General features: G+C 69.5%; 24 protein-coding genes. 15 read left to right on the top strand and 9 right to left on the bottom strand.

Annotated elements, in window-relative coordinates; genetic code table 11:
- The first annotated feature begins 82 nt into the window (after positions 1-82).
- Entirely contained in the window at positions 83-1543 is a 1461-nt protein-coding gene (locus ACFWQC_RS19625) for a glycosyltransferase family 39 protein (protein ID WP_378681602.1), read from the top strand.
- Here ACFWQC_RS19625 and ACFWQC_RS19620 read toward each other — a convergent pair.
- Both ACFWQC_RS19620 and ACFWQC_RS19615 read right to left on the bottom strand, forming a co-directional pair.
- Positions 1531-2466, bottom strand: a complete 936-nt coding sequence (locus ACFWQC_RS19620) for a hypothetical protein (RefSeq protein ID WP_378681600.1) — start codon at positions 2464-2466, stop codon at positions 1531-1533. The two genes, ACFWQC_RS19625 and ACFWQC_RS19620, sit on opposite strands and share 13 nt — an antisense overlap.
- Positions 2463-3041, bottom strand: coding sequence for a TetR/AcrR family transcriptional regulator (locus ACFWQC_RS19615; RefSeq protein ID WP_378681597.1), 579 nt, complete (start codon positions 3039-3041; stop codon positions 2463-2465). Before ACFWQC_RS19615 ends, ACFWQC_RS19620 begins: the two co-directional genes overlap by 4 nt.
- Positions 3042-3112: 71 nt before the next feature.
- Here ACFWQC_RS19615 and ACFWQC_RS19610 point away from each other — a divergent pair, with 71 nt between their 5' ends.
- The gene (locus ACFWQC_RS19610) at positions 3113-4132 is read left to right on the top strand and encodes an alpha/beta fold hydrolase (RefSeq protein ID WP_378681595.1); all 1020 of its coding nucleotides are present in this window, start codon (positions 3113-3115) and stop codon (positions 4130-4132) included.
- Positions 4133-4154: 22 nt separating this feature from the next.
- Here the strand turns inward: ACFWQC_RS19610 and ACFWQC_RS19605 are convergent, their stop codons facing one another.
- Positions 4155-4631, bottom strand: a complete 477-nt coding sequence (locus tag ACFWQC_RS19605; protein ID WP_378681592.1) for a hypothetical protein — start codon at positions 4629-4631, stop codon at positions 4155-4157.
- Positions 4632-4864: 233 nt separating this feature from the next.
- On the opposite strand from ACFWQC_RS19605, the gene ACFWQC_RS19600 reads away from it, so the two are divergent.
- The 7 genes from ACFWQC_RS19600 (at position 4865) to ACFWQC_RS19570 (ending at position 10538) form a co-directional block, all read left to right on the top strand.
- A complete protein-coding gene (locus tag ACFWQC_RS19600) occupies positions 4865-5173 on the top strand; it encodes a hypothetical protein (RefSeq protein WP_378681590.1) in 309 nt (102 codons plus the stop codon).
- Complete coding sequence (locus ACFWQC_RS19595; RefSeq protein ID WP_378681587.1) at positions 5173-7509, top strand: WXG100 family type VII secretion target; 2337 nt, start codon at positions 5173-5175, stop codon at positions 7507-7509. The genes ACFWQC_RS19600 and ACFWQC_RS19595 overlap by 1 nt, the downstream gene beginning before the upstream one ends.
- Complete coding sequence (locus tag ACFWQC_RS19590) at positions 7484-8101, top strand: hypothetical protein (protein ID WP_378681584.1); 618 nt, start codon at positions 7484-7486, stop codon at positions 8099-8101. Before ACFWQC_RS19595 ends, ACFWQC_RS19590 begins: the two co-directional genes overlap by 26 nt.
- Before the next feature lie 174 nt (positions 8102-8275).
- Positions 8276-8605, top strand: a complete 330-nt coding sequence (locus tag ACFWQC_RS19585) for a PadR family transcriptional regulator (protein ID WP_378681581.1) — start codon at positions 8276-8278, stop codon at positions 8603-8605.
- A 3-nt stretch (positions 8606-8608) separates the two neighbouring features.
- Positions 8609-8995, top strand: coding sequence for a DUF1048 domain-containing protein (locus tag ACFWQC_RS19580; RefSeq protein ID WP_378681578.1), 387 nt, complete (start codon positions 8609-8611; stop codon positions 8993-8995).
- Positions 8992-9780: an ABC transporter ATP-binding protein gene (locus tag ACFWQC_RS19575; RefSeq protein WP_378681575.1), complete on the top strand. Its 789-nt coding sequence runs from the start codon at positions 8992-8994 to the stop codon at positions 9778-9780. Before ACFWQC_RS19580 ends, ACFWQC_RS19575 begins: the two co-directional genes overlap by 4 nt.
- Entirely contained in the window at positions 9777-10538 is a 762-nt protein-coding gene (locus ACFWQC_RS19570) for an ABC transporter permease (protein ID WP_378681572.1), read from the top strand. Before ACFWQC_RS19575 ends, ACFWQC_RS19570 begins: the two co-directional genes overlap by 4 nt.
- A gap of 33 nt (positions 10539-10571) precedes the next feature.
- Here the strand turns inward: ACFWQC_RS19570 and ACFWQC_RS19565 are convergent, their stop codons facing one another.
- Positions 10572-11360 (bottom strand): metallophosphoesterase family protein, encoded by a 789-nt coding sequence (locus ACFWQC_RS19565; RefSeq protein WP_378681569.1) that lies wholly within the window; start codon positions 11358-11360, stop codon positions 10572-10574.
- Between the two features lie 36 nt (positions 11361-11396).
- Here ACFWQC_RS19565 and cobU point away from each other — a divergent pair, with 36 nt between their 5' ends.
- Positions 11397-11936, top strand: coding sequence for a bifunctional adenosylcobinamide kinase/adenosylcobinamide-phosphate guanylyltransferase (cobU, locus tag ACFWQC_RS19560; RefSeq protein WP_378681567.1), 540 nt, complete (start codon positions 11397-11399; stop codon positions 11934-11936).
- A gap of 143 nt (positions 11937-12079) precedes the next feature.
- Here cobU and cobS read toward each other — a convergent pair whose 3' ends face one another.
- From cobS to ACFWQC_RS19545, 3 genes are all read right to left on the bottom strand, one after another.
- Positions 12080-12847, bottom strand: coding sequence for an adenosylcobinamide-GDP ribazoletransferase (gene cobS / locus ACFWQC_RS19555; protein ID WP_378681565.1), 768 nt, complete (start codon positions 12845-12847; stop codon positions 12080-12082).
- Positions 12847-13896 (bottom strand): nicotinate-nucleotide--dimethylbenzimidazole phosphoribosyltransferase, encoded by a 1050-nt coding sequence (gene cobT / locus ACFWQC_RS19550; protein ID WP_378681562.1) that lies wholly within the window; start codon positions 13894-13896, stop codon positions 12847-12849. The genes cobS and cobT overlap by 1 nt, the downstream gene beginning before the upstream one ends.
- Before the next feature lie 206 nt (positions 13897-14102).
- Entirely contained in the window at positions 14103-14846 is a 744-nt protein-coding gene (locus ACFWQC_RS19545; RefSeq protein ID WP_378681559.1) for an IclR family transcriptional regulator, read from the bottom strand.
- 71 nt (positions 14847-14917) lie between these two features.
- Here ACFWQC_RS19545 and pcaH point away from each other — a divergent pair, with 71 nt between their 5' ends.
- The 5 genes from pcaH to ACFWQC_RS19520 all read left to right on the top strand — a co-directional run bounded on the left by pcaH (position 14918) and on the right by ACFWQC_RS19520 (position 20310).
- Complete coding sequence (pcaH, locus tag ACFWQC_RS19540; protein ID WP_378681556.1) at positions 14918-15709, top strand: protocatechuate 3,4-dioxygenase subunit beta; 792 nt, start codon at positions 14918-14920, stop codon at positions 15707-15709.
- Positions 15706-16278, top strand: coding sequence for a protocatechuate 3,4-dioxygenase subunit alpha (gene pcaG, locus ACFWQC_RS19535; protein ID WP_378681553.1), 573 nt, complete (start codon positions 15706-15708; stop codon positions 16276-16278). The genes pcaH and pcaG overlap by 4 nt, the downstream gene beginning before the upstream one ends.
- Positions 16279-16286: 8 nt before the next feature.
- Positions 16287-17543: a lyase family protein gene (locus ACFWQC_RS19530; RefSeq protein ID WP_378681551.1), complete on the top strand. Its 1257-nt coding sequence runs from the start codon at positions 16287-16289 to the stop codon at positions 17541-17543.
- Entirely contained in the window at positions 17543-18700 is a 1158-nt protein-coding gene (locus ACFWQC_RS19525; protein WP_378681548.1) for an alpha/beta fold hydrolase, read from the top strand. Before ACFWQC_RS19530 ends, ACFWQC_RS19525 begins: the two co-directional genes overlap by 1 nt.
- A gap of 176 nt (positions 18701-18876) precedes the next feature.
- Positions 18877-20310, top strand: coding sequence for a phytoene desaturase family protein (locus ACFWQC_RS19520; protein WP_378681545.1), 1434 nt, complete (start codon positions 18877-18879; stop codon positions 20308-20310).
- Here the strand turns inward: ACFWQC_RS19520 and ACFWQC_RS19515 are convergent.
- Together ACFWQC_RS19515 and ACFWQC_RS19510 are read right to left on the bottom strand one after the other, a co-directional pair.
- On the bottom strand, positions 20292-21017 hold the full coding sequence (locus tag ACFWQC_RS19515) for an SRPBCC domain-containing protein (protein WP_378681542.1): 726 nt from the start codon (positions 21015-21017) through the stop codon (positions 20292-20294). The genes ACFWQC_RS19520 and ACFWQC_RS19515 overlap by 19 nt on opposite strands.
- A complete protein-coding gene (locus tag ACFWQC_RS19510; RefSeq protein ID WP_378681539.1) occupies positions 21010-21630 on the bottom strand; it encodes an ArsR/SmtB family transcription factor in 621 nt (206 codons plus the stop codon). Before ACFWQC_RS19510 ends, ACFWQC_RS19515 begins: the two co-directional genes overlap by 8 nt.
- Positions 21631-21730: the final 100 nt, after the last annotated feature.

Raw genomic sequence — 21730 nt, 5'->3', positions numbered from 1 at the left:
ACGGGGAGATCCGCACCGGTTACCAGCAAGTAATCCGTGGCAACCTCCCCGTCGTACGCGCGGGGCCCCTACGCTCAGAGGCGTGACCCGTCCGCGGTACTCCCCCGCTGTCGGGTTCGTGGTCGCCGCGCAGGCCGCCGTACTGCTGGCGATGAGCCCGTTCTACGGGCCGCATCGAGACGAGCTCTACTTCGTCTCCGCAGGTCAGCGGCTGGCTTGGGGATATCCCGACCAGCCGGCGCTGACACCGCTGCTGGCGCGGGTCGCGACCGAGATCGCGCCGTACAACCTCGTCGTGCTGCGGTTGTGGAGTCTGCTGGCGATGGTCGGACTGGTCCTGCTGGCGGCAGAGTTCGCACGGCTGCTCGGCGGCAGGCGTACGGCGCAGGTGCTCACCGCGGGACTCGTGGCCGTCGGAGTGGTCACGATGACGTTCGGGCACTGGCACTCGACGGCCACCTTCGACGCGCTGGCCTGGACCGCGATCCTGGTGCTGGTGGCCCGGGCGCTGATCGCCGACGGCTGGCGGCAGCGGGGGCTGTTCTGGCTGGCGGCCGGGATCACCGCGGGGATCGGGCTGGAGAACAAGCACTCGGTGGTCTTCCTCCTCGGCGCGATCCTGCTCGGCATCGCGCTCGTTCCGGCGACCCGGCGCAACCTGGCCACGCCGTGGCCATGGCTGGCCGGGCTCACCGCGCTGGTCCTGTGGATTCCCAACCTCCTCTGGCAGCTCGAGCACGACTGGCCGGTGCTCGACCTCTCCGAGGACATCCGGGAGGAGTACGGCGGGCTGGCCGGACGGATCGGGTACGTCACCCAGGCGCTGATCCTGCTCAGCCCGGTGATCACGCCGATCTGGATCATCGGTCTGGTAGCGCTCTTCCGGCGCCGCGAGTGGGCGCTCCTCCGACCGGTCGCCGTCGCGTTCGTGCTGGTCGCGGGCTTCTTCCTGATCGCGGGCGGCAAGGGCTACTACCTGGCCGGCCTGTTCCCGCCGCTGGTCGCGGCCGGCTCCGTGGTGGTCGCCGAGCGACTGCGACCGCGCACCGTCGGCCTTCTCGGCGCCGGCCTGGCACTTCTGACCATCCCCGCCTGGCCGATCAACCTCCCGGTGATCCCGGCGAAGACCTACGCCAGCTCCTTCTACACCGCCGCCGGCGAGGACCAGCTGGAGACGATCGGCTGGCCTCAGTACGCCACCCAGGTACGGGCGGTCGTCGACGACCTGACACCCGCCCAGCAGCGTACGGCCGTGGTCTTCACCGCCAACTACGGAGAAGCCGGGGCTCTGGAGTGGTATGGCACGGGGGCTCCCGTCCACAGCGGGCACAACGGCTGGCGGTTCTGGGAGCAGCCGCCGAAGGGCGCCACACCGATCGTCGTGGTCGGGTTCGATGAACCCGACCGCTTCTTCGACGGCTGCCGGCAGGTCGCCTCGCTCCACAACCGCGAAGGTGCCGACAACGAGGAGAACGGCGCCCCGATCCATGTCTGCGACACCGCGACGCGGCCGTGGTCACAGCTCTGGCACTACAGCGCCTGACCTGCGTCCGTCACCGACAACGGCGAGATCTCGAGGTCTCCGGTCAGATAGGTCAGGGTCGTGTCGTTGGACAGCACCACCCGGCGGCCCTCGTCCGTACGCCGCTGCAGCGACCTCAACGTCGTGAGCACCTGCTCGGGGCGGTCGAGGAGCGGGTAGCCGATCCGGACGACGCCCTTGCGCCAGCGCTTCGGAATCAGCCGGATCCGATGACGTCGCGTCACCGTCCACGACGGCGCATCGCCACGCGCGGTGATCTCGAGGAAACGGTTCCTCACCGTGATCCCGTTCGGGCTCATGACCTGCTCGAACATGTCGACACGGAGGTCCGCCCACGCCGCCGAGGCCGTCTCGGGGCCGAGCTCCACCGTCAGCGCCTCGGGCGTGATCAGCACTGCTCGTCGCAGCCCCAGCGTCGTCGCGTGCTCGGCCACGACCACGGCGAAGAAGACCGCAAGGAGCATGAACAGCAGCCCGACGAACAGATTGCCGGCCCGAAAGCCGAGCCCCGCCGCCAGGCACAGCATCGCCACGAAGCACACCAGCATCAGCTCTCCGCAGATTCCCGGCCCTCGCCTCAGCCGGATCACGATCCCGTCGCCGGCGGCAACACCCAGCCGCCTGGTCCTGCGCGTGGCGCTCCCGGCCGGACGTACGCCCTTGGTGACCAGTCCATGCACACCGATCAGGAACAGCAGGATCCCGAAGCCGGTCCCCAGCAGATAGGGCCCGTACGTGCCACCGTCCGCCACCACCGACCCGACGCCGATGGCCAGCCCGATCAGGGCGTTGAACACCCCCGTCACCGTCCAGGCAACCCGGCGCACCGTCGCCATCCACGGCGAGCCCAGATCCTCATTCCCGACCACGCCGTAGACCTTAAGGGCCGTACGCCGCTGCGACCCGATCGCAGCTGGCGTCATTCCGGGGACTGCATCCGGCGCGACGTGTACGCCCGGATCGAGGCTTCGGCCTCTTCGGCGGTGATGTCTCCGATGAGGACTCGCACGGTGAGGCCGTCGGAGAGCGCGAGCAGCTCGATAGCGCATGCTCGCGCCTCGGCCTCTTCGAGACCGTCAGCCTCCTCGATATGGCGGGTGCACTCCTCGACACCGACCCTCGTCGCCTCGGCCAGGATCGCGCGTACGGCGGGGTGGGTCATCGCCTTGGCGACGTAGGCGTACCAGACGGTGACCCCGATGCGGCCCGCGTCGGTGGCCGGGATCTGCTGGAGCAGGATGTGGAGGAGGCGGTCCTGCGGCGGACGGACGGCGGTCGCCTCGTACTCGATGACGGCCCGCTTGACGAGCAGATCGATGCCGGCGATCACCAGCGCGTCCTTGGTGCCGAAGTAGTGCTGTACGCGACCCATCGAGACGCCGGCCCGGGCGGCGACGGTCCGCAGGCTGACGCCCTCGATCCCTTGCTCGGCAACGACCTGCCAGAGCCCGGCAACGATCTCGAACCGGCGTTGTTCGTGGTCGACGGCTCTTGGCATGGCGCCCAGGTTAGCAATACAGTCGCATCGCAATAGGTTTCAATGCGATCGCATCGTTATCGGGGGACGACATGGACGAGGACATTCGGGATGAGCACATCGAACCGCGCAGGAAGCGCCGGCGCTGGCCGGTGGTGCTCCTCACCGTCATCGCGGTCGTCTCGACCGGGTGCCTGGTGATGGTGCTCGGCACGAGCGGCCCCGGCGTCGGCCACTTCCGCAGCCCTGCTGGACGCCAGGCCTACATCAAGGCGTACGACGCGGCCTTCGCTGCGCTGCCGAAACCGACCAAGACGCACGACGTGGAGACCACCTTCGGCACGGTCCGTGCGTACGCCTGGATCAACCCGGACCCGGTCGATGAGGTTCCGGTCGTGCTGGTGCCGGGACGGGCCAGCGGCGTACCGATGTGGGGAGAGAACCTGCGCGACTTCGCCGAGCACCGCACCGTCTACGCCTTCGACGCGATCGGCGACAGCGGGCTCTCCGAGCAGACTCTGCCGCTGCGCGGGATGGACGACAACGCCCGTTGGGTCGAGGAGGCGCTGGCTGGTCTCGGACTCGACCGGATCCACCTGGTCGGTCACTCCCAGGGCGGCGGGCTCGCCGCGGCCGTCGCGGTGCGCCACCCGGATCGGCTGGCCAGCCTCACCCTGCTCGAGCCGATCATGACGTTCGGCATGCTGCCCGCCTGGGCGATCGGCTGGTCGGCGGTTGCCGCGCTCCCGTTCCTGCCCGACTCCTGGCGCGACCATGCGCTGAACCGGATCGGAGGTGTCGAGGACGACGAGGTCGATCCCGAGGACCCGATGGCCCGGATGATCGCCGCCGGTACGGCGCACTTCGACTCCGGCAGCCTGCCGACGCCCTCGCGGCTGAGCGACAAGCAGATCCGGTCACTGCGGATGCCGGTCTACGTCGCGATCGCGAGCGACAAGTCGCTGGCCGGTGGCGAGGACGCCGCCGAGCGAGCCGAGCTGCTCCCCCGCGCGACCGTCAAGGTCTGGCCGAAGACCACCCACTCCCTGCCCATGCAGGTCGCTGCCGAGCTCGACGCCGAGCTCGAGAGGTTCTGGGCGGACGTACGTTGACGGCGTCCGGGACACGTCGTCCTCAAGCCCAGAGGCCGACGTACTCGATGACCATCCTGATTCCGCCATTGAACTGTGCGGTGTTCGTGATCGCGTTGATGAGTCGTACGACCCAGAAGACCACGAGCGTGTAGCCGATCCCGAGCGCGATCCCTGAGGCCGCGGCGCTTGTTCCGGCCGCCTTCGCCCGGTTCAGACCGAGATGCCCGAGCACCACCGCGGCAGCGATCGGGATGATCGAGGCGATCATGAGCAGCCCGAGGATCAGCCAGACGACCGGGCGGTCCTCCATGTTGTAGAAGGAGTTGTAGTAGCTCTTGCTGACATCTGGGATGCCCACGACCACGCGCACCAGGGCGACGATCACCAGCATTCCCGCCCCGAGCCCCAGCCCGGCCAGCCCGAGTCCTAGGCCGTTTCGCGGACCGCCAGCAGGTGCTGGCGGGCTCGGCGCCGACCATGCCGGTCCCGCCCCTGCCGCCTCGTTCGGTTGTGACATCGCGCCCTTTTCCATCAAGTTGGATCGCGCCCGTCCTGCCGGTGCTGGACGGCCTCGTATGGCCCGAGACGTTATCCCAAAGGTTTGGCACCCACGGGCAGATCCGCGCAGGTGAGCGCGTCCAGGTGCGGGAACTGCTCGGTACAAGATTTCTCGACGATTTGTGTTTGAAACCCGGAATTTGGGGTAGGAGAGAGTTACCAATCGCTCCGAACGTCTTGGGGGACCCTCTCGTGAACGTCGAAATCGTGGCGCCGCAGGTGAAGACCGCGGCCCGTTCCATCGGGACCGCGGCCGAAGCCGTCGCAGGACTCGATCTCGAAGGCCCGATGGGCAAGGTCGCCTCCGCGCTGCCGGGAAGCACGTCGGCGGGCGCCGCCAACGGCCTCAAGACCGAGTGGAAGAGCGACAAGGACAAGTGGGTCAAGGACGCCCGCGACCACAAGTCGACCACCGTCGCCGACGCCGACGCGATCGTGGAGGCCGACACCATCACGGCTCAGCAGGCGCGCTACCGCGAAGCAATGATCGGAAGAGACTGATGGCCGTCACCTATGAGCAGCTGCAGACCTGGAAGCCCGAAGAGCTCGACACCGCCGCGGACCAGCTCAACACCGCCCGCAAGAGCTTCCAGGACCAGCAGGACGAGATGGACGCCGGCAAGGTCCCCGACACCTGGGTCGGCGAGGCGTCCACCCGTGCCGAGAACCGTCATCGTCGGCTGATCGCCGACCTCAACGACATGGCGGCTCCGCTGTCCCAGGTCATCAATGCCCTCGACGAGGCCGCCGCCTCCATCAAGAAGGCCAAGGACAACGCCAAGCACGCCTACGACGACGCGACCGGCCGAGGCTGGAAGGTCTCCTTCTCCGGCGGCGTACAGATCACCGATCCGAGCCCGGACGAGAAAGACCCGGACAAGGACAAGGGCACGATGCAGCAGCTCGCCCAGACCATCCAGGATGCGCTGACCGACGCCGCGTCCGCCGACGCGGACCTGACGGCCGTCCTCAATCACGCAACCAAGGGCGACTACGACGGTGGCGATGGCACGATCGAGCAGGCCAGCCTGCCGCCCGAGCTGCGCAACCTGCCCGAAGACGAGCTCATCGACAAGATGCTCAGCGATCCGGGCAAGTACGACGGCTACATCGACGCCCTCCCGCCGGATGCTCAGACACGGCTCGGCAAGGAGATCAGCGACCGCCTCGACAGCACGCTGAACGACGACGACTACAAGCTCAGCAAGGAAGAGGCCGACCGCCTCAACTCCATGCTGAGCGCCTACACCGACGACACGACCGTCGCCGCCGGGCTCTACAAAGACCTCGGGGCGGACGGCACCGTCGCCAGCATGGCGAGGATCGAGGAATACCTGCGGATGCAGTCGCCGGACTCCGGCTCTCTCAACACACTCGCATCCAACCTCCGAAGCGGTCTCGCATCGGCCTCGAACGACCCCGGTTTCCCGGCCGAGCAGTTCGGCCACGACATCGTGAAGTACGCCGGCCCCTCAGGGGTCTACCTCTCCAACGATGAGCAGGACGCCCTTCGGGATCGATACCCGAACTGGGGCGGCACCGGCGGAGCGTCGGTGCTGGCGTACCTGATGAAGGACCACGACCTCAACGGCGACTTGGTCCTCGGGGCTGCCGAAGAGCTTGACAAGTTCGAGCAGGCTGATGGTCCGCTCGACGCCAAGACCTGGTATCACCACACCGGCCATGGCCCCTTGGGTTCGGGCGAGAACGGCTACGGCGCCGACCCGATGGCCGCCATCATGGGCAACCTCGGCGATCACCCGGAGCAGGGCCTCGAGTTCTTCACAGGTGAGCACGGAAACGAGCGCCAGGAGTTCTACTTCGACAAGCGGACCTGGCAGGCCGACGGCTACGCCGGCATCTCGGAGCTCGCCGAGGGCATCGGCACCAACCAGGAGCTCCTCAAGGAGCACCCGCAGGAGACGACGGGCCTGGTGTCGAAGTTCTTCCACGACGTGAGCGACAACGAGGGTTTCAACGCGGAGGACGCCAAGGCCGCTTCGCCCCATGTGGCAGAGCTGATGAAGTTCTACACCCCCGGAATCGACGCTGCGCTCCACAACCCCGACCACTCGGGCGAGCCGGGAACCGAGCCGTTCTCGCTCGACCACTACGGCAAGATGGATCCCTACCCGAAGTTCTACGCGGGCGACCTCGAGAACATGATGAAGGTCTCCATGAGCACGCAGGACGGGATGACAAGCATCGCCGAGGGCGTGGGCACCTTCCAGCAGACCCAGATCAACAACATCGCCGCCGAGCTGGCACAGAATCCCAATGACCCAGGCCTGCGCACCGAGCTGCGCGACGTTCTCGAGCGCGGCGGCCACCTCCAGGGCTTCGCCGAGCATGCCGTCGGTGAGGTCGAGATCGATGGCGCGAAGGACCGTGACGCCCAGCGTCAGGCGTTCATCGACCTGACGAGCGAGGTGGCCGGGATGGTGCCCCTCCCGGGCGCCGAGCAGGTCGGCGAGATCGGTAGCAAGCTGATCGACTACGGCGTCGGCCAGGCGATCGACCTCGGCAAGGACGCCGCCGGCGAGAAGTTCGCCAACGAAGCGGCTGCAGCCACCGACAACGCGAACGTCCGCGCTTCCGAGGGCATCAACCGCGTAGAGCTCAACGCACTCTTCGCGCTCGAGCGGGCAGGCGTCATCGACATCCCCGCCACGGACGAGACGTTCCACCGCGACGGGCAAGTCATCAAGATGTCCGACGTCCCACCCGACGACGTGGATCGCTACGCTCACGAGGCGATGAACTACCTGAACGAGTACGTGACCAGCGGCGACTTCGAAGGGACATACAAGGATGCCTTCCTGGAGTACTACAAGTAGTGCAACGCGCGGTCTGGCGGCACTGTTGTGTGCTGCTTCGCTGCTCCTGACGGCCTGCGGCGCCGAACCGACGCTGCTCGATGCCGACGCCCTTCCGGAGGTCGAGAAGACCGTGGACGGGAGCCAGGGCGCGCCAGGCACCGGTTGGTGTGACGCACTTGGATACCTGGAAGGGAAGTTGTCGACTGCTGCAGACGGGACGACCGGCGACCAGTACACGCTCCAGAACGGGGATGTCGTCGGCGCCACGGTGTTCGTTCCCGGTGGAGGGAACTACCCCGATGCCGGGTCGATGCTCACCGCCATCCAGGAGGCTGTCGACGAGTGCACAGCAGATGCCGACAAGGGCGATTACGGCGAGGCGACGGCGGAGCCGATCAGCGGGCTTCCTGACGGAGCATTGGGATTCACGTTCACGAGTACGTCGTCAAACCCTGTCGAGGTCGGCAGCATCGCGTTCGCGGAGACGGACGACGGACGCCTCGTCGGGGTCGGGGTGACGCACAGCGGGGACAGTGAGGCATCTGTGGATGTGGCGGACCTGCTCTCCACGGCGCTCGAGCGAGCCTCCGACGTGGACACCACGAGCTGAGCACACCCCAGGACACGGGCCAGCGGCGCTGGTGCGACGGCCACAACCGTCGTACCAGCGCCGCTGGCATTTCTGCTTGCGATAGGACTTGACCCAGCGCCACTACTCAGCGCTACTATGTACCGGTAGTCAGCGACACTGAGTAGCCCGAGATGGGCAGAGGGGAGGTGCCCGATGGGCAAGCAGATGACCGAGATGCTCAAGGGGACGCTGGAGGGGATCGTGTTGGCGTTCCTGACCGGCAACCCGGCGTACGGATACGAGATCACGACCTGGCTGCGGAGCCAGGGGTTCACCGAGATCGCCGAGGGCACGGTCTACGCGCTGCTGGTCCGGATCGAGAAGAACGGACTGGTGGACGTCGAGAAGCGGCCGTCCGAGAAGGGGCCGCCACGGAAGGTCTACTCGCTCAACACCGCAGGCGAGAAGTACCTCGAAGAGTTCTGGACCACCTGGGGGTTCCTGGCCGAACGGCTGGAGAACCTTCGTACGGAAGGGAAGTAAGGCATGTCGATCCGATCGATGTTCGAGGCCGTCGTCGGCGAGCTCGAGCTGAAGAAGCGCTGGCGGCAGCTCAAGGCCCGCAAGCAGCAGCTCCCCGAGAACCACCGCAAGGCGCACGACGCGGTCGAGCGCTACCTGATGTACTCCGCCGGCATCGCCGACGGCGCGATCGTGACAGCGATGGCCGAGGACCTCCTCGAGCTCTTCGAGCAGGCCGCCGCCGACGGCACCCCGGTCAGCGCGATCGTCGGCGACAACCCGGTCGAGTTCGCCGAGGAGTTCGCCAGGAACTACTCCGAGGGCGCCTGGATCAAGAAGGAGCGCGCCCGGCTCAACGAGGCCATTCAGACCATCACAAATGAGCAGAGCAACGAGGAGGACGAGTCATGAGCGCGACAGCTGCCATCTCCGTACGGGGATTGGAGAAGTCCTACAAGGACCACCAGGTTCTGCGAGGGGTTGACTTCGAGGTGGCGCGGGGCACGATCTTCGCGCTGCTCGGGTCCAACGGAGCCGGAAAGACCACGGCCGTACGCATCCTCTCGACGCTCCTGAAACCTGATGCCGGCGCGGCGCTGGTCGAGGGTGCATCGGTGGTCGACGAGGCGCAGCGGGTACGGGAGGCGATCTCGCTGACCGGCCAGTTCGCGGCGGTCGACGAGATCCTGACCGGGCGGGAGAACCTGATCCTGGTCGCGAAGCTGCGCCACCTCCCCTCCCCCGGCGACGTGGCCGACGGGCTGCTGAAGCGCTTCGACCTGGTCGAGGCGGGCGCCCGGAAGGTCGCGACGTACTCCGGTGGAATGCGGCGGCGGCTGGACATCGCCATGTCGCTGATCGGCTCGCCGTCGGTGATCTTCCTGGACGAGCCGACCACCGGGCTGGACCCGGAGGCACGCCTGGAGGTGTGGCGGGTCGTTCGCGAGCTGACCGCGCAGGGCACCACCGTGCTGCTCACCACGCAGTACCTGGAGGAGGCCGAGCAGCTCGCCGACCGGATCGCCATCCTGCACGGCGGGACGATCATCGCCAACGGCACCCTCGGCGAGCTCAAGGCGATGCTGCCGCCGGCGAAGGTCGAGTACGTCGAGAAGCAGCCGTCGCTGGAAGAAATTTTCCTTTCACTCACCGGCTCCACCAACCGAGCAGGCACCCATCAAGGAGGACAGGCATGACCAAGCACGCATTCGCCGATGCCGGCACTCTGTTGAGCCGCTCGTTGCGGCACATCACCCGCAGCCCCGACACGATCATCACCACCGCGCTCACACCGATCGCGATGATGCTGCTCTTCGTCTATGTGCTGGGCGGCGCGATCCGGACCGGCACCGACAACTACGTCAACTATGTGCTCCCCGGGATCATGGTCATGGCGATCGCCTCGGGCATCGCGTACACCGCGCTTCGGCTCTTCACCGACATGAAGAGCGGGATCTTCGAGCGGTTCCAGTCGATGCCGATCGCCCGCTCGGCGGTGCTGTGGGCGCATGTCGGCACCTCGATGGTGGCCAACATGCTGACCATGGTGATCATCCTGGGCGTCGCGTTCGTGATGGGGTTCCGCACCTCGGCGGACCTGGGCGCCTGGCTCGCGGTCGCCGGGATCCTGGCGCTACTCACCCTGGCGCTGACCTGGCTCGCGGTCATCCCCGGGCTGGCGGCCCAGACCATGGAGGGGGCCACCGGGTTCTCCTACCCGCTGATCTTCCTGCCGTTCATCAGCTCGGCGTTCGCGCCGACGGAGACGATGCCCGGCCCGGTGCGCGCCTTCGCCGAGAACCAGCCGGTCACCTCGATCGTCAACACCATCCAGGCACTCTTCGCGGGGCAGCCGGTCGGTGACGACATCTGGGTCGCGCTGGCCTGGTGCGTGGGCATCCTGGTCGTCTCGTACGCCGCCGCCATGGCTGTCTACCGGCGCAAGATCAGTTGACGGCTTCAGCTTCTGGAGCGGTGAAGAGCCGATCTACCCCTTGCGGTGGTAGGTCGGCTGCTCGCCGTCCCTGAGGTTGCCTCGGTAGAAGCCCGTCCGCAGCTCGTAGGTGTATTCCTCGAGCTCGGGCATGCCTTCCTCGGCGGCGTACGCGATCTCGGCCTCCGCGTCGTAGGGCACCCGGACCCACTGGATGCCGAACGGGGCCTCCTGATCGCTGTCCATCACGCCCTCGAGGATGACGTAGACCGGGGTCGGGTCGCTCATGCAGTTGCCGACGCTGCCGGTGTTGAAAACGGTGCGCCGGTCCCGGTCGGTCTCGTAGTAGGGGTCGTGGGTGTCGGCGTAGCCGACGATGTCGGGCTCGGGCCGGTCGAAGCCGGTGGCCTCGGTGTTCTGGAACAGGCCCAGGAACTCCTGCTCGTCATGGTCGAACCTGACCCGTCGGTGGACCGTCTCCTCGGAGGCATGGAAGAGCCTGATCCGGCGGCCGCTCATCGTGAAGTCGTGGGAGAACGGGAGCGTACGCAGCCACTCCGCCTGCTCCCATGCCTGCAGCCGCCACCACATCAGCCCCACCGACTCGCGGCCGAAGTCGGGCTCGGGGGCGAGGAGAAAGTCCTCCCAGTTGCCGAGGATGTTGACCTCGCACCGCTCTCGGCAGATCTCCGCCACCTCTCGGCCTCGCGGGCCCTTGCCGACGTAGTCGCCCAGGTTGAAGATCCGGGTGATCCCTCTCGCGTCGATGTCTGCGAGGACGGCTTCCAGGGCGGTCAGGTTGCCGTGTACGTCCGAGATCAGCGCGATGCGCTCTGGGGTCATGGGCGCAGGCTATGCGATGGCTGGGAGACTGACAGAGTGAGGATTCTGGTGACGGGTGGGGTGCGGTCGGGGAAGTCCCGGCACGCCGAGTCGCTGCTCGCGGCGGCGACTTCGGTCGCGTACGTCGCGCCGGGGCCGACGGTCGAGGAGGAGCCGGATCCTGACTGGGCTGCACGACTGGCCTCGCATCGGGCTCGGCGGCCGGAGGGGTGGCGTACGGTCGAGTCTCGGGATCTCGCGGGGGCGCTGGCCGAGGGGCTGACCGACGGCGACGCCGTGATGGTGGACTGCTTGGGTACCTGGCTCACGGCCGTCATGGATTCCCGCCAGCTGTGGGAGGCCACGTCGGAGATGGCGACCGCGGCGGTCTCGGCGCTGGTCGAGGACGCTGCTGCCGTACTGGAGCAGCAGGGCGGCGATGTGGTGCTGGTGACGAACGAGGTCGGCCTCGGGGTCGTGCCGGCCCATCGATCGGGCCGCCTCTTCCGCGACCTGCTCGGGCTGGTCAACCAGCGGCTGGCCGCGGCGTGCGACGAGGTGCATCTCGTCATCGCCGGACGGGTCCTGAAGCTCTAGCCGCCCCGTCGGTCGAGCCGCGAGGCCGCCTACGGCCGAGCGTGTCGAGACCAACACAGCCCCATCGAGCGCGGAGGTCACCGTGTTGGTCTCGACACGGATTCGCTCGTTCCTCACGAATCCGGCTCGACCAGCGGGGCGTGTCAGGCCAAGGTGACGAGCAGCGCTGCCAGCGTGGATTCGACGGCCGCACCGAAGACGTCGCCGGTCACTCCCCCGAACCGCCGGATCGCCCGCAGGATGATCGCGCCGACGACGGCAGCGGCAACGGCAGCGGCGAGGGCTCCTCGCCACCAAGGCAGTCCAGCCCAGGCGCAGGCGCCGCCGAGGGCGGCCGCGACGACGGTCCAGACGAGGACGGTGACGAGGGGTGACAGGGTCTGGGTGAACGTACGCCCTAACCCGTCCTCGCGCGCCGGCCTGATACCGCGAGTGCAACACAGCGCCAGGGCCGCGCGCGAGGCGCAGACGGCGACAGCGGCGAGCACCGAGGTGCGTACGACCTCCCCTTCCAGCAGGGAGGCGAGTGCCGCCACCTGGAGACCGAGGACGAGGACGATCGCGGTGACGCCGGCGGGGCCGGAGGTGCCGGTCTTCATGACCGCCAGCGAGCGCTCGCGGTCATAGGAGGCGGCCATGCCGTCGACCGTGTCGGCGAGACCGTCGAGGTGGAGCGCTCGGTTGCCGGCGACCACGACGCCGATCGCGAGGAGGGCGGTGACCAGGTGCGGTAGTCCGGTGAGCTGCCCCAGGAGTGCGATAGCGGCGGCCCCCAGCGCGAGCGGTAACACCGCCAGCGGCGCCACCGCCATCGCCACCGCGGCACGACGGCGATCGACGTGCTCGGGAGGAGGCACGGGCATCGCGGTCAGCGTGCCGACCGCGAGACGCCAGGCGTCCCGCACGAGCATCAGGCAGGATCTCCCGGAGCGAGCTCGGAGAGCAGGGCGACGTCGCGCAGCAGTGCGACGGCGCTGCGTACGACCGGCACCGCGGCGACGGCACCGGAGCCTTCGCCGAGGCGCAGGTCGAGGTCGAGCAGCGGCTCTAGGCCGAGCTTCTCCAGGGCCATCGACTGGGCGGGCTCGGTGGAGCGGTGGCCGGCGGCGTACCAGGTCGCGGCGCCCGGCTCGATCCGGTCGGCGGTGAGGGCACAGGCGACGCTCATCAGGCCGTCGAGAAGGACCGGGGTGCCGCTGCGGGCGGCCTCGAGGAGGTAGCCGGTCGTCGCGGCCAGGTCGGCGCTGCCGAGCGCGGCGAGGGTCTCGATCGGGTCGCCGGCGCGCTCACCGGCGCGATCCAGGGCCGCGGTGATGACGTCGGTCTTGGTCCGCAGAGCATCGTCGCCGATGCCGGTCCCACGACCGGTGACCTCGCTCGCGGGCAGCCCGAGTCCGGCGGCCACCATCGCGGCCGCGGGCGTGGTGTTGCCGATGCCCATGTCGCCGCTGATCAGCAGCTGCGCCCCGGCGGCGATCTCCTCGCGGGCCACCGCGGCACCGGCCTCCAGCGCGGCCCGGGTCTCCTCTGCGCTCAGCGCGTCCTCGAGGTGGATCGCGCCGCTCCCCCGCCGGATCTTGTGCTGGGTCAGCGCCTCCCGGGTGGCCTCGTCGAGGTCTGGAAACTCCTCATCGACGCCGAGGTCGAGCACCCGGACCTGTACGCCGTGCGCCTTCGCGAGCGCGCTGACTCCGGCCCGGCCGCCCAGGAACGTACGCACCATCGCGCCCGTGATCGCCGGCGGGAACGCCGAGACCCCGTGCTGGGCGACGCCGTGGTCGCCGGCGAAGATCACGAGTCGTACGTTCTCGATCGGCCGCGGTGGCACCTCGCCCTGGCACGCGGCCACCCAGACCGCCAGCTCGCCCAGGCGGCCCAGGGCTCCGGGAGGCGTCGCGAGGGCGCCGAGGCGCTCGACGGCGGCGCGGCGTACGTCTTCGTGCGGGGTCTGGATCGTCACCCGCGCAAGGTACCCCACCCCGCCGGGTCCAGGCCTCGCTGGTTGAGCCGTGAGCGCCAGCGAGCGTGTCGAAACCAACACGGCGCCATCGAGCGCCGACGGGACCGTGTTGGTCATCTCGACAAGCTCGATACAACGCTCGACACGCCTCCGCCTAGCGGCTCCGGCGGCTCGACCAGCGGGGAACGACGGATCGACTACCGGACTCAGGGGAGGGCGCGGGAGACGCCTTGCGCGGCGACCTTGAGGGCGGAGACGAGGCGGAGGCGGTTGCGGCGGAGGTCGGAGACGACGATGCCCAGGGCGCCGACGACTCCGGAGCCGGTGGTGATCGGGACCGCGACCGAGCAGGCGCCGAGGGTCATCTCCTCGGCGGTGGTCGCGTATCCCTCGGTGATCACCCGGTCGAGCTGGCGCCGCAGCAGGCCGGGGGTGGTGATGGTGTGGCGGGTGAAGGGTCTGAGCGGGCCGGCCAGCACCCGGTTGCGTACGTCCTCGGGCGCATGGGCCAGGAGCACCTTGCCGACGCCGGTGGAGTACATCGGCAGGCGCGAGCCGACCGAGGAGACGATGGGTACGTTGCGGGTCCCGCGGAGTGTCTCGAGGTAGAGCACGTGGTCGTCCTCGCGAACAGCCAGGTGGACCGTCTCCAGCGTCGCGCCGTAGAGGTCATGGAGGAACGGGGCCGCGACCGAGCGCAGGTCGGTTGCGACCGGGGCGAGCAGACCGGCGTCCCAGAGCCGGCGGCCGACGGCGTACGTCCCGTCCACCTCCCGCACCAGGGCGCCCCACTCGACCAGCTCGGCGACCAGGCGGTGGGCGGTCGGGAGGGAGAGGTCCGCGCGGGAGGCGAGCTCGCTCAGAGTCAGCCGGCGATGACCGGCGTCGAAGGCGCCGATGAGACCGAGCACGCGGGAGGCGACCGTACGGCCTCCGCTGCCTCCTGCCATCTCTCCCAACCCTTTCGCTCAGCGGAAGTCCATGCTTTCATCGTACGCCTCCGGCACCTAGCGTTCGGAGCGTGACAGCGCCCACCAAGAAACAACCAGTCGAGACTCAAGCCGACCTCTCGGCCGAGATCGCCCAGCTCGAGGCGAACAGCATCGAGGCCGACTCCGCGGGCCAGAACGTACGTCAACCCCTGCTGAACTACCCGCCCTACCGGTCCAGCATCCTGCGCCACCCCACCAAGGACCCGCGCCATGCCGACCCCGAGACCATCGAGCTGTGGGCCCCGTGCTTCGGGAACTCCGACGTGGAGCCGCTCGAGGCCGACCTGACCATCGCCGGCAGCAACGAGCCGATCGGCGAGCGGATCACGGTCAGCGGCCGGGTGACCGACGGCGAGGGGCGCCCCGTACGCAACCAGCTCGTCGAGATCTGGCAGGCGAACTCCGCGGGCCGCTACGTCCACAAGCGCGAGCAGCACCCGGCACCGCTCGACCCCAACTTCACCGGCGTCGGCCGTTGCATCACCGACTCCGAGGGGCGCTACCGGTTCCAGACGATCAAGCCCGGCCCCTACCCGTGGGGCAACCACATCAACGCCTGGCGGCCGGCGCACATCCACTTCTCGCTCTTCGGCCGCGCGTTCACGCAGCGGCTGATCACGCAGATGTACTTCCCCAGCGACCCGCTCTTCGCGCTCGACCCGATCTACCAGTCGATCACGGACCAGAAGGCTCGTGATGCTCTGGTCGCGACGTACGACCACGACCTCTCCACCCCCGAGTACTCGATGGGCTACAGCTGGGACATCGTCCTGACCGGCCCGAGCCGCACCTGGACCGAGCCCGAGGAGGGCGACCTGTGAGCACCCCGAACCAGACTGCCCCGGGCTCCGCTTCGGCCACGCCAGGCCAGACGATCGGCCCCTTCTTCGGCTACGCGCTCCCCTACGAGGGCGACGCCGACCTGGTCCCGCCGGGCAGCGCCGGCTCGATCCGGCTGCACGGCTGGGTCTACGACGGCGCCGGCAACCCCATCCCCGACGCGCTCCTCGAGATCTGGCAGACCGACGCCGAGGGCAACGTCCCGCAGGCCGAGGGGTCGCTGCACCGCGACGGCTGGACCTTCACCGGTTGGGGCCGCGCCGACACCGACCTGAACGGCCACTACACGTTCTCGACGGTGCTCCCGGGGGCGTCCGAGGACGGCTCGGCGCCGTTCTTCGCTCTCACCGTCTTCGCCCGCGGGCTGCTCGACAAGCTGCACACCCGGATCTACCTGCCCGAGCACCCCGCCAACGCCGGCGACCCCCTGCTGGTGTCGCTGTCCGAGGACGAGCGTGCGACGCTGGTGGCAACCGCGGACGCAACCGGTTTGCGATTCGACATCCACCTCCAGGGCGACCGCGAGACCACCTTTCTCACCTACCGCTGAGGAGTCGAATGTCGCTGCTGTGGCCCGGCGAGGAGCGCGCCGGGGATCTCTTCTCCGAGGCCGCCTACCTCGCCGCGATGGTGCGGGTCGAGGAAGCCTGGCTGGCCGCGATCGTCTCCTCCGGGATCGCCCCCGAGGAAGCAGGTACGCCGCTGGCCGGCCTGGTCTCCGCCGACGATGCCCCAGGGCTTGCCGAAGGTGCTGAAGCCGGGGGGAACCCGGTCATCGGTCTCGTCAAGCTCCTGCGTGGAAGGCTCGACGGTGAGGCCGCCCGGTGGCTCCACAAGGGCCTGACCAGCCAGGACGTGGTCGACACCGCGCTCATACTCTGCCTGCGCGATGTGCTCGACCGGGTCGAGGACGAGCTCGCCGCGCAGGCCGGGTCGCTGGTCGGCCTCGCTCGGGGCCACCGCGCCACGGTGATGTCCGGGCGCACCCTGACCCAGCACGCGGTGCCGATCACCTTCGGGCTCAAGGCCGCGACCTGGCTCTCCGGCCTGAGCGACGCCGCCGAGGCCCTGCGCCGGACGCGTACGTCGCTGCCCGCCCAGATCGGTGGCGCGGCCGGCACCCTGGCCGCGGTCGTCGGCCTGGCCCGGCTCCGCGGTCTCGGCGATCCCGTGACCGCCGCCCACGAGGCGGCCGCGACCACGGCGACCACCCTCGGACTGGCCTCGCGAGCCCCCTGGCACACCAACCGCGCCGCGCTGACCGCGGCCGCCGACGCGCTGGTCACCGCGGCCGACACCTGGGGCCGGATCGCCACCGACGTCACCTTGCTGACCCGCCCGGAGATCGGCGAGCTCGCCGAGCCGGCCGGTGAGGGGCGCGGCGGTTCCTCGACCATGCCGCACAAGGCCAACCCGGTGCTCTCGGTCCTCATCCGTCGCCACGCGCTCGCCGCTCCCCCGCTGGCCTCTACGCTCCACACCGCTGCGGCGACCTACGTCGACGAGCGTCCCGACGGCGCCTGGCACGTCGAGTGGGAGACCCTGCAGACCCTTGCTCGCCGCAGCGTCGTCGCCGCCTCGCAGACCACCGAGCTTCTCGCCGGGCTCCGCGTCGACGCCGCCCGGATGCGCGCCACGGCCGAAGCCGCCGGCGCGGACCTGCTGGCCGAGCAGCGGTCGCTGACCGGGTTCGTGGGTGGCGAGATCCTTGCCGGGACCGAGGCCGCCGCAGGCCTGGACGACTATCTCGGTGCCGCCGACGCCCTCATCGACTCCGCGGTCACCCGCGCCCACGAAATCTGGAAGGACCTGTGATGACGCCAAGAATCACCCCCGTCGAGCTGGCCGGAGACCCGAGCAGGCCGCTCCTGGTCGTCGGGCCCTCCCTCGGCACCTCAGTGACGGCGCTCTGGGCCGCCACCGCCGAACTGCTCGCGGACGGGTTCCACGTCATCGGCTGGGAGCTCCCGGGCCACGGCCACGGCGCCCCCGCGAAGGAGCCGTTCTCGATGGCCGACCTCGCCGCCGGCGTGCTCGCCTGCGTCGACCGGGTCCTCACCGACCGCGGCGAGCGCCACGGCACCTTCGCCTACGCCGGTGACTCGGTCGGCGGCGCCGTCGGCCTCCAGCTCCTGCTCGACGCACCCACCCGGGTGAGCGCCGCGGTGCTCACCAACACCGGCGCCAAGATCGGCGAGCCCGAAGGCTGGAACGACCGTGCGGAGACCGTACGCGCCGCTGGCACCGCATCCCAGATCGCCGGCTCCACCCAGCGCTGGTTCGCCCCCGGCTTCCTCGAGCGCGAGCCCGCCCGGGGCGGCGCCCTGCTCCACTCGCTGCGCGACGCCGACGCGGAGAGCTACGCGCTGGTCTGTGAGGCGCTGGCGGCGTACGACGTCCGCGGCCGGCTCGCCGAGATCGCCGCACCGGTCCTGGCGGTCGCGGGTGTCGACGACGCCCCGACCCCGCCGGCCTCGCTCGAGGAGATCGCCGTCGGGGTGCGCAACGGGCGGCTCGTCGTCCTCGACGCCGTCGGCCACCTCGCTCCCGCCGAGGCACCGCACGCCGTCTCCACGCTGATCACCTCCCACGTGACCGCGTCGGACCCGGCCTACGCGGCCGGGATGAACGTACGCCGCCAGGTGCTCGGCGATGACCACGTCGACCGGGCCACCGCCGCGATCACCGACGTCAACCGCGACTACCAGGACCTGATCACGCGCTATGCCTGGGGCACGATCTGGACCCGCCCCGGCCTCGCCCGCCGGGACCGCTCGATCGGCGTCCTCACCGCCCTGGTCGCCGGCCGCCACTTCGACGAGCTCGAGTTCCATCTCCGCGCCGCGCTCACCAACGGACTGACCCGCGAGGAGATCATCGAGGTGCTCCTGCAGACCTCGATCTACGTCGGCGTACCTGCCGCCAACACCGCCTTCGCCGTCGCCAACCGGGTGCTGAACGACGGAGCCTGAACGAATGAGCCCTCCGCTGGTCGAGCCGCCGTCGTGAGGAACGAAGGACGGCGTGTCGAGCGTTGTATCGAGCTTGTCGAGATGACCAACACGGTCCTCTGTCGCGCTCGACGGGACTGTGTTGGTCTCGACACGCTCGCTGGCGCTCGCGGCTCGACCAGCGTAAGAACTGGGCCATGAAGCCGCATTCAGGCACCGTCGTCGGCGCCGGACCCAACGGCCTGGCGGCGGCGATCGTGCTCGCGCAGCACGGCGTGGCGGTCACCGTCCTCGAGGCGGCGGAGACCGTCGGCGGTGGCACGCGCACCGCCGAGCTGACCCTGCCGGGGCTGCGCCACGACATCTGCTCGGCGATCCATCCGCTCGGCCTGGCCTCACCCTTCCTTCGCGGTCTCGAGCTGGAGAAGTACGGCCTGACCTGGCGTTTTCCCGAGGTCGAGCTCGCCCATCCGCTCGACACAGGCACGGCCGCGCTGCTGCACCGTTCCGTCGATGAGACGGCCGCGGGCCTCGGCGCCGACGGACAGCGCTGGCAGCAGGTGTTCGGCCCGGTCGTACGCGGCTGGGACGCGATCTCTGACCACGTCCTCGGTCCGATGGTGCGACTCCCCCGGCATCCGTTCCGCCTGGCCGGCTTCGGGATGCGCGCAGCGCCACCGGCCACCGTGCTCGCGCGGGCCTTCCGCGAGGAGGCGGCGAAGGGGCTCTTCGCGGGGTGCGCGGCGCACGCGTTCCAGCCGCTGGACCGCCCGGGCACGGCCGCCGTGGGCACCATGCTCGTGGTGAGCGGGCATCGCTACGGCTGGCCGGTCGCCGAGGGCGGCTCCCACGCGATCACCCTCGCCATGGCCGAGCGGCTCGAGGAGCTGGGCGGCACCGTCGTCACCGGCACCACCGTCCGCAACCTCGCCGACCTTCCGGACGCCGATGTCACCTTGTTCGACACCAGTCCGGGCGGCTTCGCCGACATCGCCGGTGCCGCCCTCCCCGAGCGGCCGCGCCGGGCGATGCGGAGGTGGCAGCACGGCCCCGCGGCGTACAAGCTCGACCTGGCGGTCCGCGGGCCGATCCCGTGGCGTGACCCGGAGGTCGGCCGCGCCGGCACCGTCCATCTCGGCGGGACGATCGCCGAGGTGGCGACCAGCGAGCGGGAGATCGCGGCGGGCAGGATGCCGGAGCGTCCGTTCGTGCTGCTGGGTCAGCAGTACGTCGCGGACCCGTCCCGTTCGGCGGGAGACCTCAACCCGGTCTGGGCCTACGCGCAGGTCCCACACGGCTACGAGGGCGACGCCACCGACGCGGTGCTGGCCCAGATCGAGCGCTTCGCCCCCGGCTTCCGCGACCAGATCGTGGCGACGCACGTCACCACACCGGCCGACTACGCGGCGTACAACCTCAACTACGTCGGCGGTGACATCTCAACCGGCGCCAACACCCTTCGCCAGCTCATCGTCCGGCCCACCCTCGCCGGCTACGACACCGGCATCCCCGGGATGTTCCTCTGCTCCGCCGCCACCCCGCCCGGCGCCGGCGTCCACGGCATGTGCGGCTACCACGCCGCCCACCGCGCCCTGCGCCACCTGGCTGGGGATCACTCCCCGGCGCGGTGATCGGCCCACCAGCCGGCCCACCTCGTGTCGAGCTGCCCGAAGTCGGCGCCCTCGAGGCCGTACGTGCTGAGGATGGCCATCGACGTGCCGGCCGCGTCGGCGTCCGACGGCGCCGTGTCGGCGATCACCAGCAGGCCCTCGCCCCATGCGTCGACCGTCACGCCCAGCTGGCGCGTCGAGCGGAACCACACCTCGCCGGCCACGTCCTCGCCGGCGATCGTCGCTGTGTAGCGGCTGCCCCGGGGCTGCCCGGCGACTGCGTCGAGGCCGAGCCGCTCGATGACGGTGCCCGGGTAGGTGCCGCGATCGGCGAAGAACAGCGTGCGGCGGGTCATGCCCGGCCGGCGCTCGAGCGCGAACCGAAGCTGCTGCATGAACGACGTCCATCCCTCGGTGACATCGTCGTAGTACGCGTCCCAGTCCGGGTTGCCGGACAACGGCGCACGAGTCAGCGTGATTCGGACGCCGTCGCCATCCGGCCGGATCTCGAACCTGTCGCCGCCGTTGGTCACCAGTATGCGCCGGTCGGCCTCCTCGACGACGTCGGTGAAGTAGATCGAGTCGATCTCGGCCTCGGTCTCATCGGTGTCCCAGCCGTGCCACTGTCGGATGACGGCCGGGTCCCGCAGCGCCTGCCATGCGGCATCGGCCGAGGCCGACGCGGTGACCTCGATCCGCGGCGTCTCGCCGCGCTGAATGTCATTCATCACTCTGCTCCTGTTCGGACGGTTCGGTCACCGCGGCCGGGGCGGGATGCCCGCCGATGACCACGCGGTACTGACGACCGGTCGGGCTGTCGAAGCTTTCGGCCGTACGCCGCAGCGCTTCGGTCAGCTCCTCGGTGAACCTGTGCACGTCGGCGGCGTCAGCGAAGCGCACGGCGGCCTCGATCGTGAGCGTGAGCAGGCGCTTGCCCTGCTCGTCTGCCTTGACCTGCATACGGGCCACATCCCGCACGGTGGCTGCCGCGACCCCGACCAGGTGGTCGGCGGCGAACTGGTCCATGATCCGCCCGGCGCTCTCAGCAGACTCGGATCCGCGGCTCATCACTGATGGGTCGACCACGATCGCACCCGGCTTCGCACGCACGATCCGCTCGACGAATCCGCGACGCTTCCGCTCCTCGACCAGCTCCACCAACCCGGCCGACTCGAGCGCCCGCAGATGGTAGTTCACCCGCTGGCGAGGCAGCTCGAGCACGGCAGCGAGCTGGGTAGCAGACGTCGGCTCCTGCAGGTGACCGAGCAGCTGCCGACGAATAGGCGACAGCGCCGCGGCCACCCGGTCCGGCTCGTCGACATAGATGATGCCGTTGCTCACAAGATCCAGGATGCAATTGACAAACACATTTGTCAATTGAGAGTCGCACGACGTCGCACCCGGATCGCCCCAGAAACCAGATGCCTGCGGCGTACGTCTT

The organism is Nocardioides sp. NPDC058538, assembly GCF_042719275.1.
GTDB lineage: Bacteria > Actinomycetota > Actinomycetes > Propionibacteriales > Nocardioidaceae > Nocardioides.
This window is presented reverse-complemented; position numbering and strand designations above follow the sequence as displayed.

Bases quoted from the DNA above. Each gene is read 5' to 3' on its own strand.
- cobS (WP_378681565.1), bottom strand. From the start codon at position 12,847: ATGCTCGTGCGGGACGCCTGGCGTCTCGCGGTCGGCACGCTGACCGCG.
- ACFWQC_RS19575 (WP_378681575.1), top strand. From the start codon at position 8,992: ATGAGCGCGACAGCTGCCATCTCCGTACGGGGATTGGAGAAGTCCTAC.
- ACFWQC_RS19520 (WP_378681545.1), top strand. From the start codon at position 18,877: ATGAAGCCGCATTCAGGCACCGTCGTCGGCGCCGGACCCAACGGCCTG.
- ACFWQC_RS19605 (WP_378681592.1), bottom strand. From the start codon at position 4,631: ATGTCACAACCGAACGAGGCGGCAGGGGCGGGACCGGCATGGTCGGCG.
- ACFWQC_RS19580 (WP_378681578.1), top strand. From the start codon at position 8,609: ATGTCGATCCGATCGATGTTCGAGGCCGTCGTCGGCGAGCTCGAGCTG.
- ACFWQC_RS19620 (WP_378681600.1), bottom strand. From the start codon at position 2,466: ATGACGCCAGCTGCGATCGGGTCGCAGCGGCGTACGGCCCTTAAGGTC.
- ACFWQC_RS19610 (WP_378681595.1), top strand. From the start codon at position 3,113: ATGGACGAGGACATTCGGGATGAGCACATCGAACCGCGCAGGAAGCGC.
- ACFWQC_RS19565 (WP_378681569.1), bottom strand. From the start codon at position 11,360: ATGACCCCAGAGCGCATCGCGCTGATCTCGGACGTACACGGCAACCTG.
- ACFWQC_RS19615 (WP_378681597.1), bottom strand. From the start codon at position 3,041: ATGCCAAGAGCCGTCGACCACGAACAACGCCGGTTCGAGATCGTTGCC.
- ACFWQC_RS19525 (WP_378681548.1), top strand. From the start codon at position 17,543: ATGACGCCAAGAATCACCCCCGTCGAGCTGGCCGGAGACCCGAGCAGG.
- ACFWQC_RS19530 (WP_378681551.1), top strand. From the start codon at position 16,287: ATGTCGCTGCTGTGGCCCGGCGAGGAGCGCGCCGGGGATCTCTTCTCC.
- ACFWQC_RS19595 (WP_378681587.1), top strand. From the start codon at position 5,173: ATGGCCGTCACCTATGAGCAGCTGCAGACCTGGAAGCCCGAAGAGCTC.
- ACFWQC_RS19590 (WP_378681584.1), top strand. From the start codon at position 7,484: ATGCCTTCCTGGAGTACTACAAGTAGTGCAACGCGCGGTCTGGCGGCA.
- ACFWQC_RS19585 (WP_378681581.1), top strand. From the start codon at position 8,276: ATGGGCAAGCAGATGACCGAGATGCTCAAGGGGACGCTGGAGGGGATC.
- ACFWQC_RS19515 (WP_378681542.1), bottom strand. From the start codon at position 21,017: ATGAATGACATTCAGCGCGGCGAGACGCCGCGGATCGAGGTCACCGCG.
- ACFWQC_RS19570 (WP_378681572.1), top strand. From the start codon at position 9,777: ATGACCAAGCACGCATTCGCCGATGCCGGCACTCTGTTGAGCCGCTCG.
- ACFWQC_RS19545 (WP_378681559.1), bottom strand. From the start codon at position 14,846: ATGGCAGGAGGCAGCGGAGGCCGTACGGTCGCCTCCCGCGTGCTCGGT.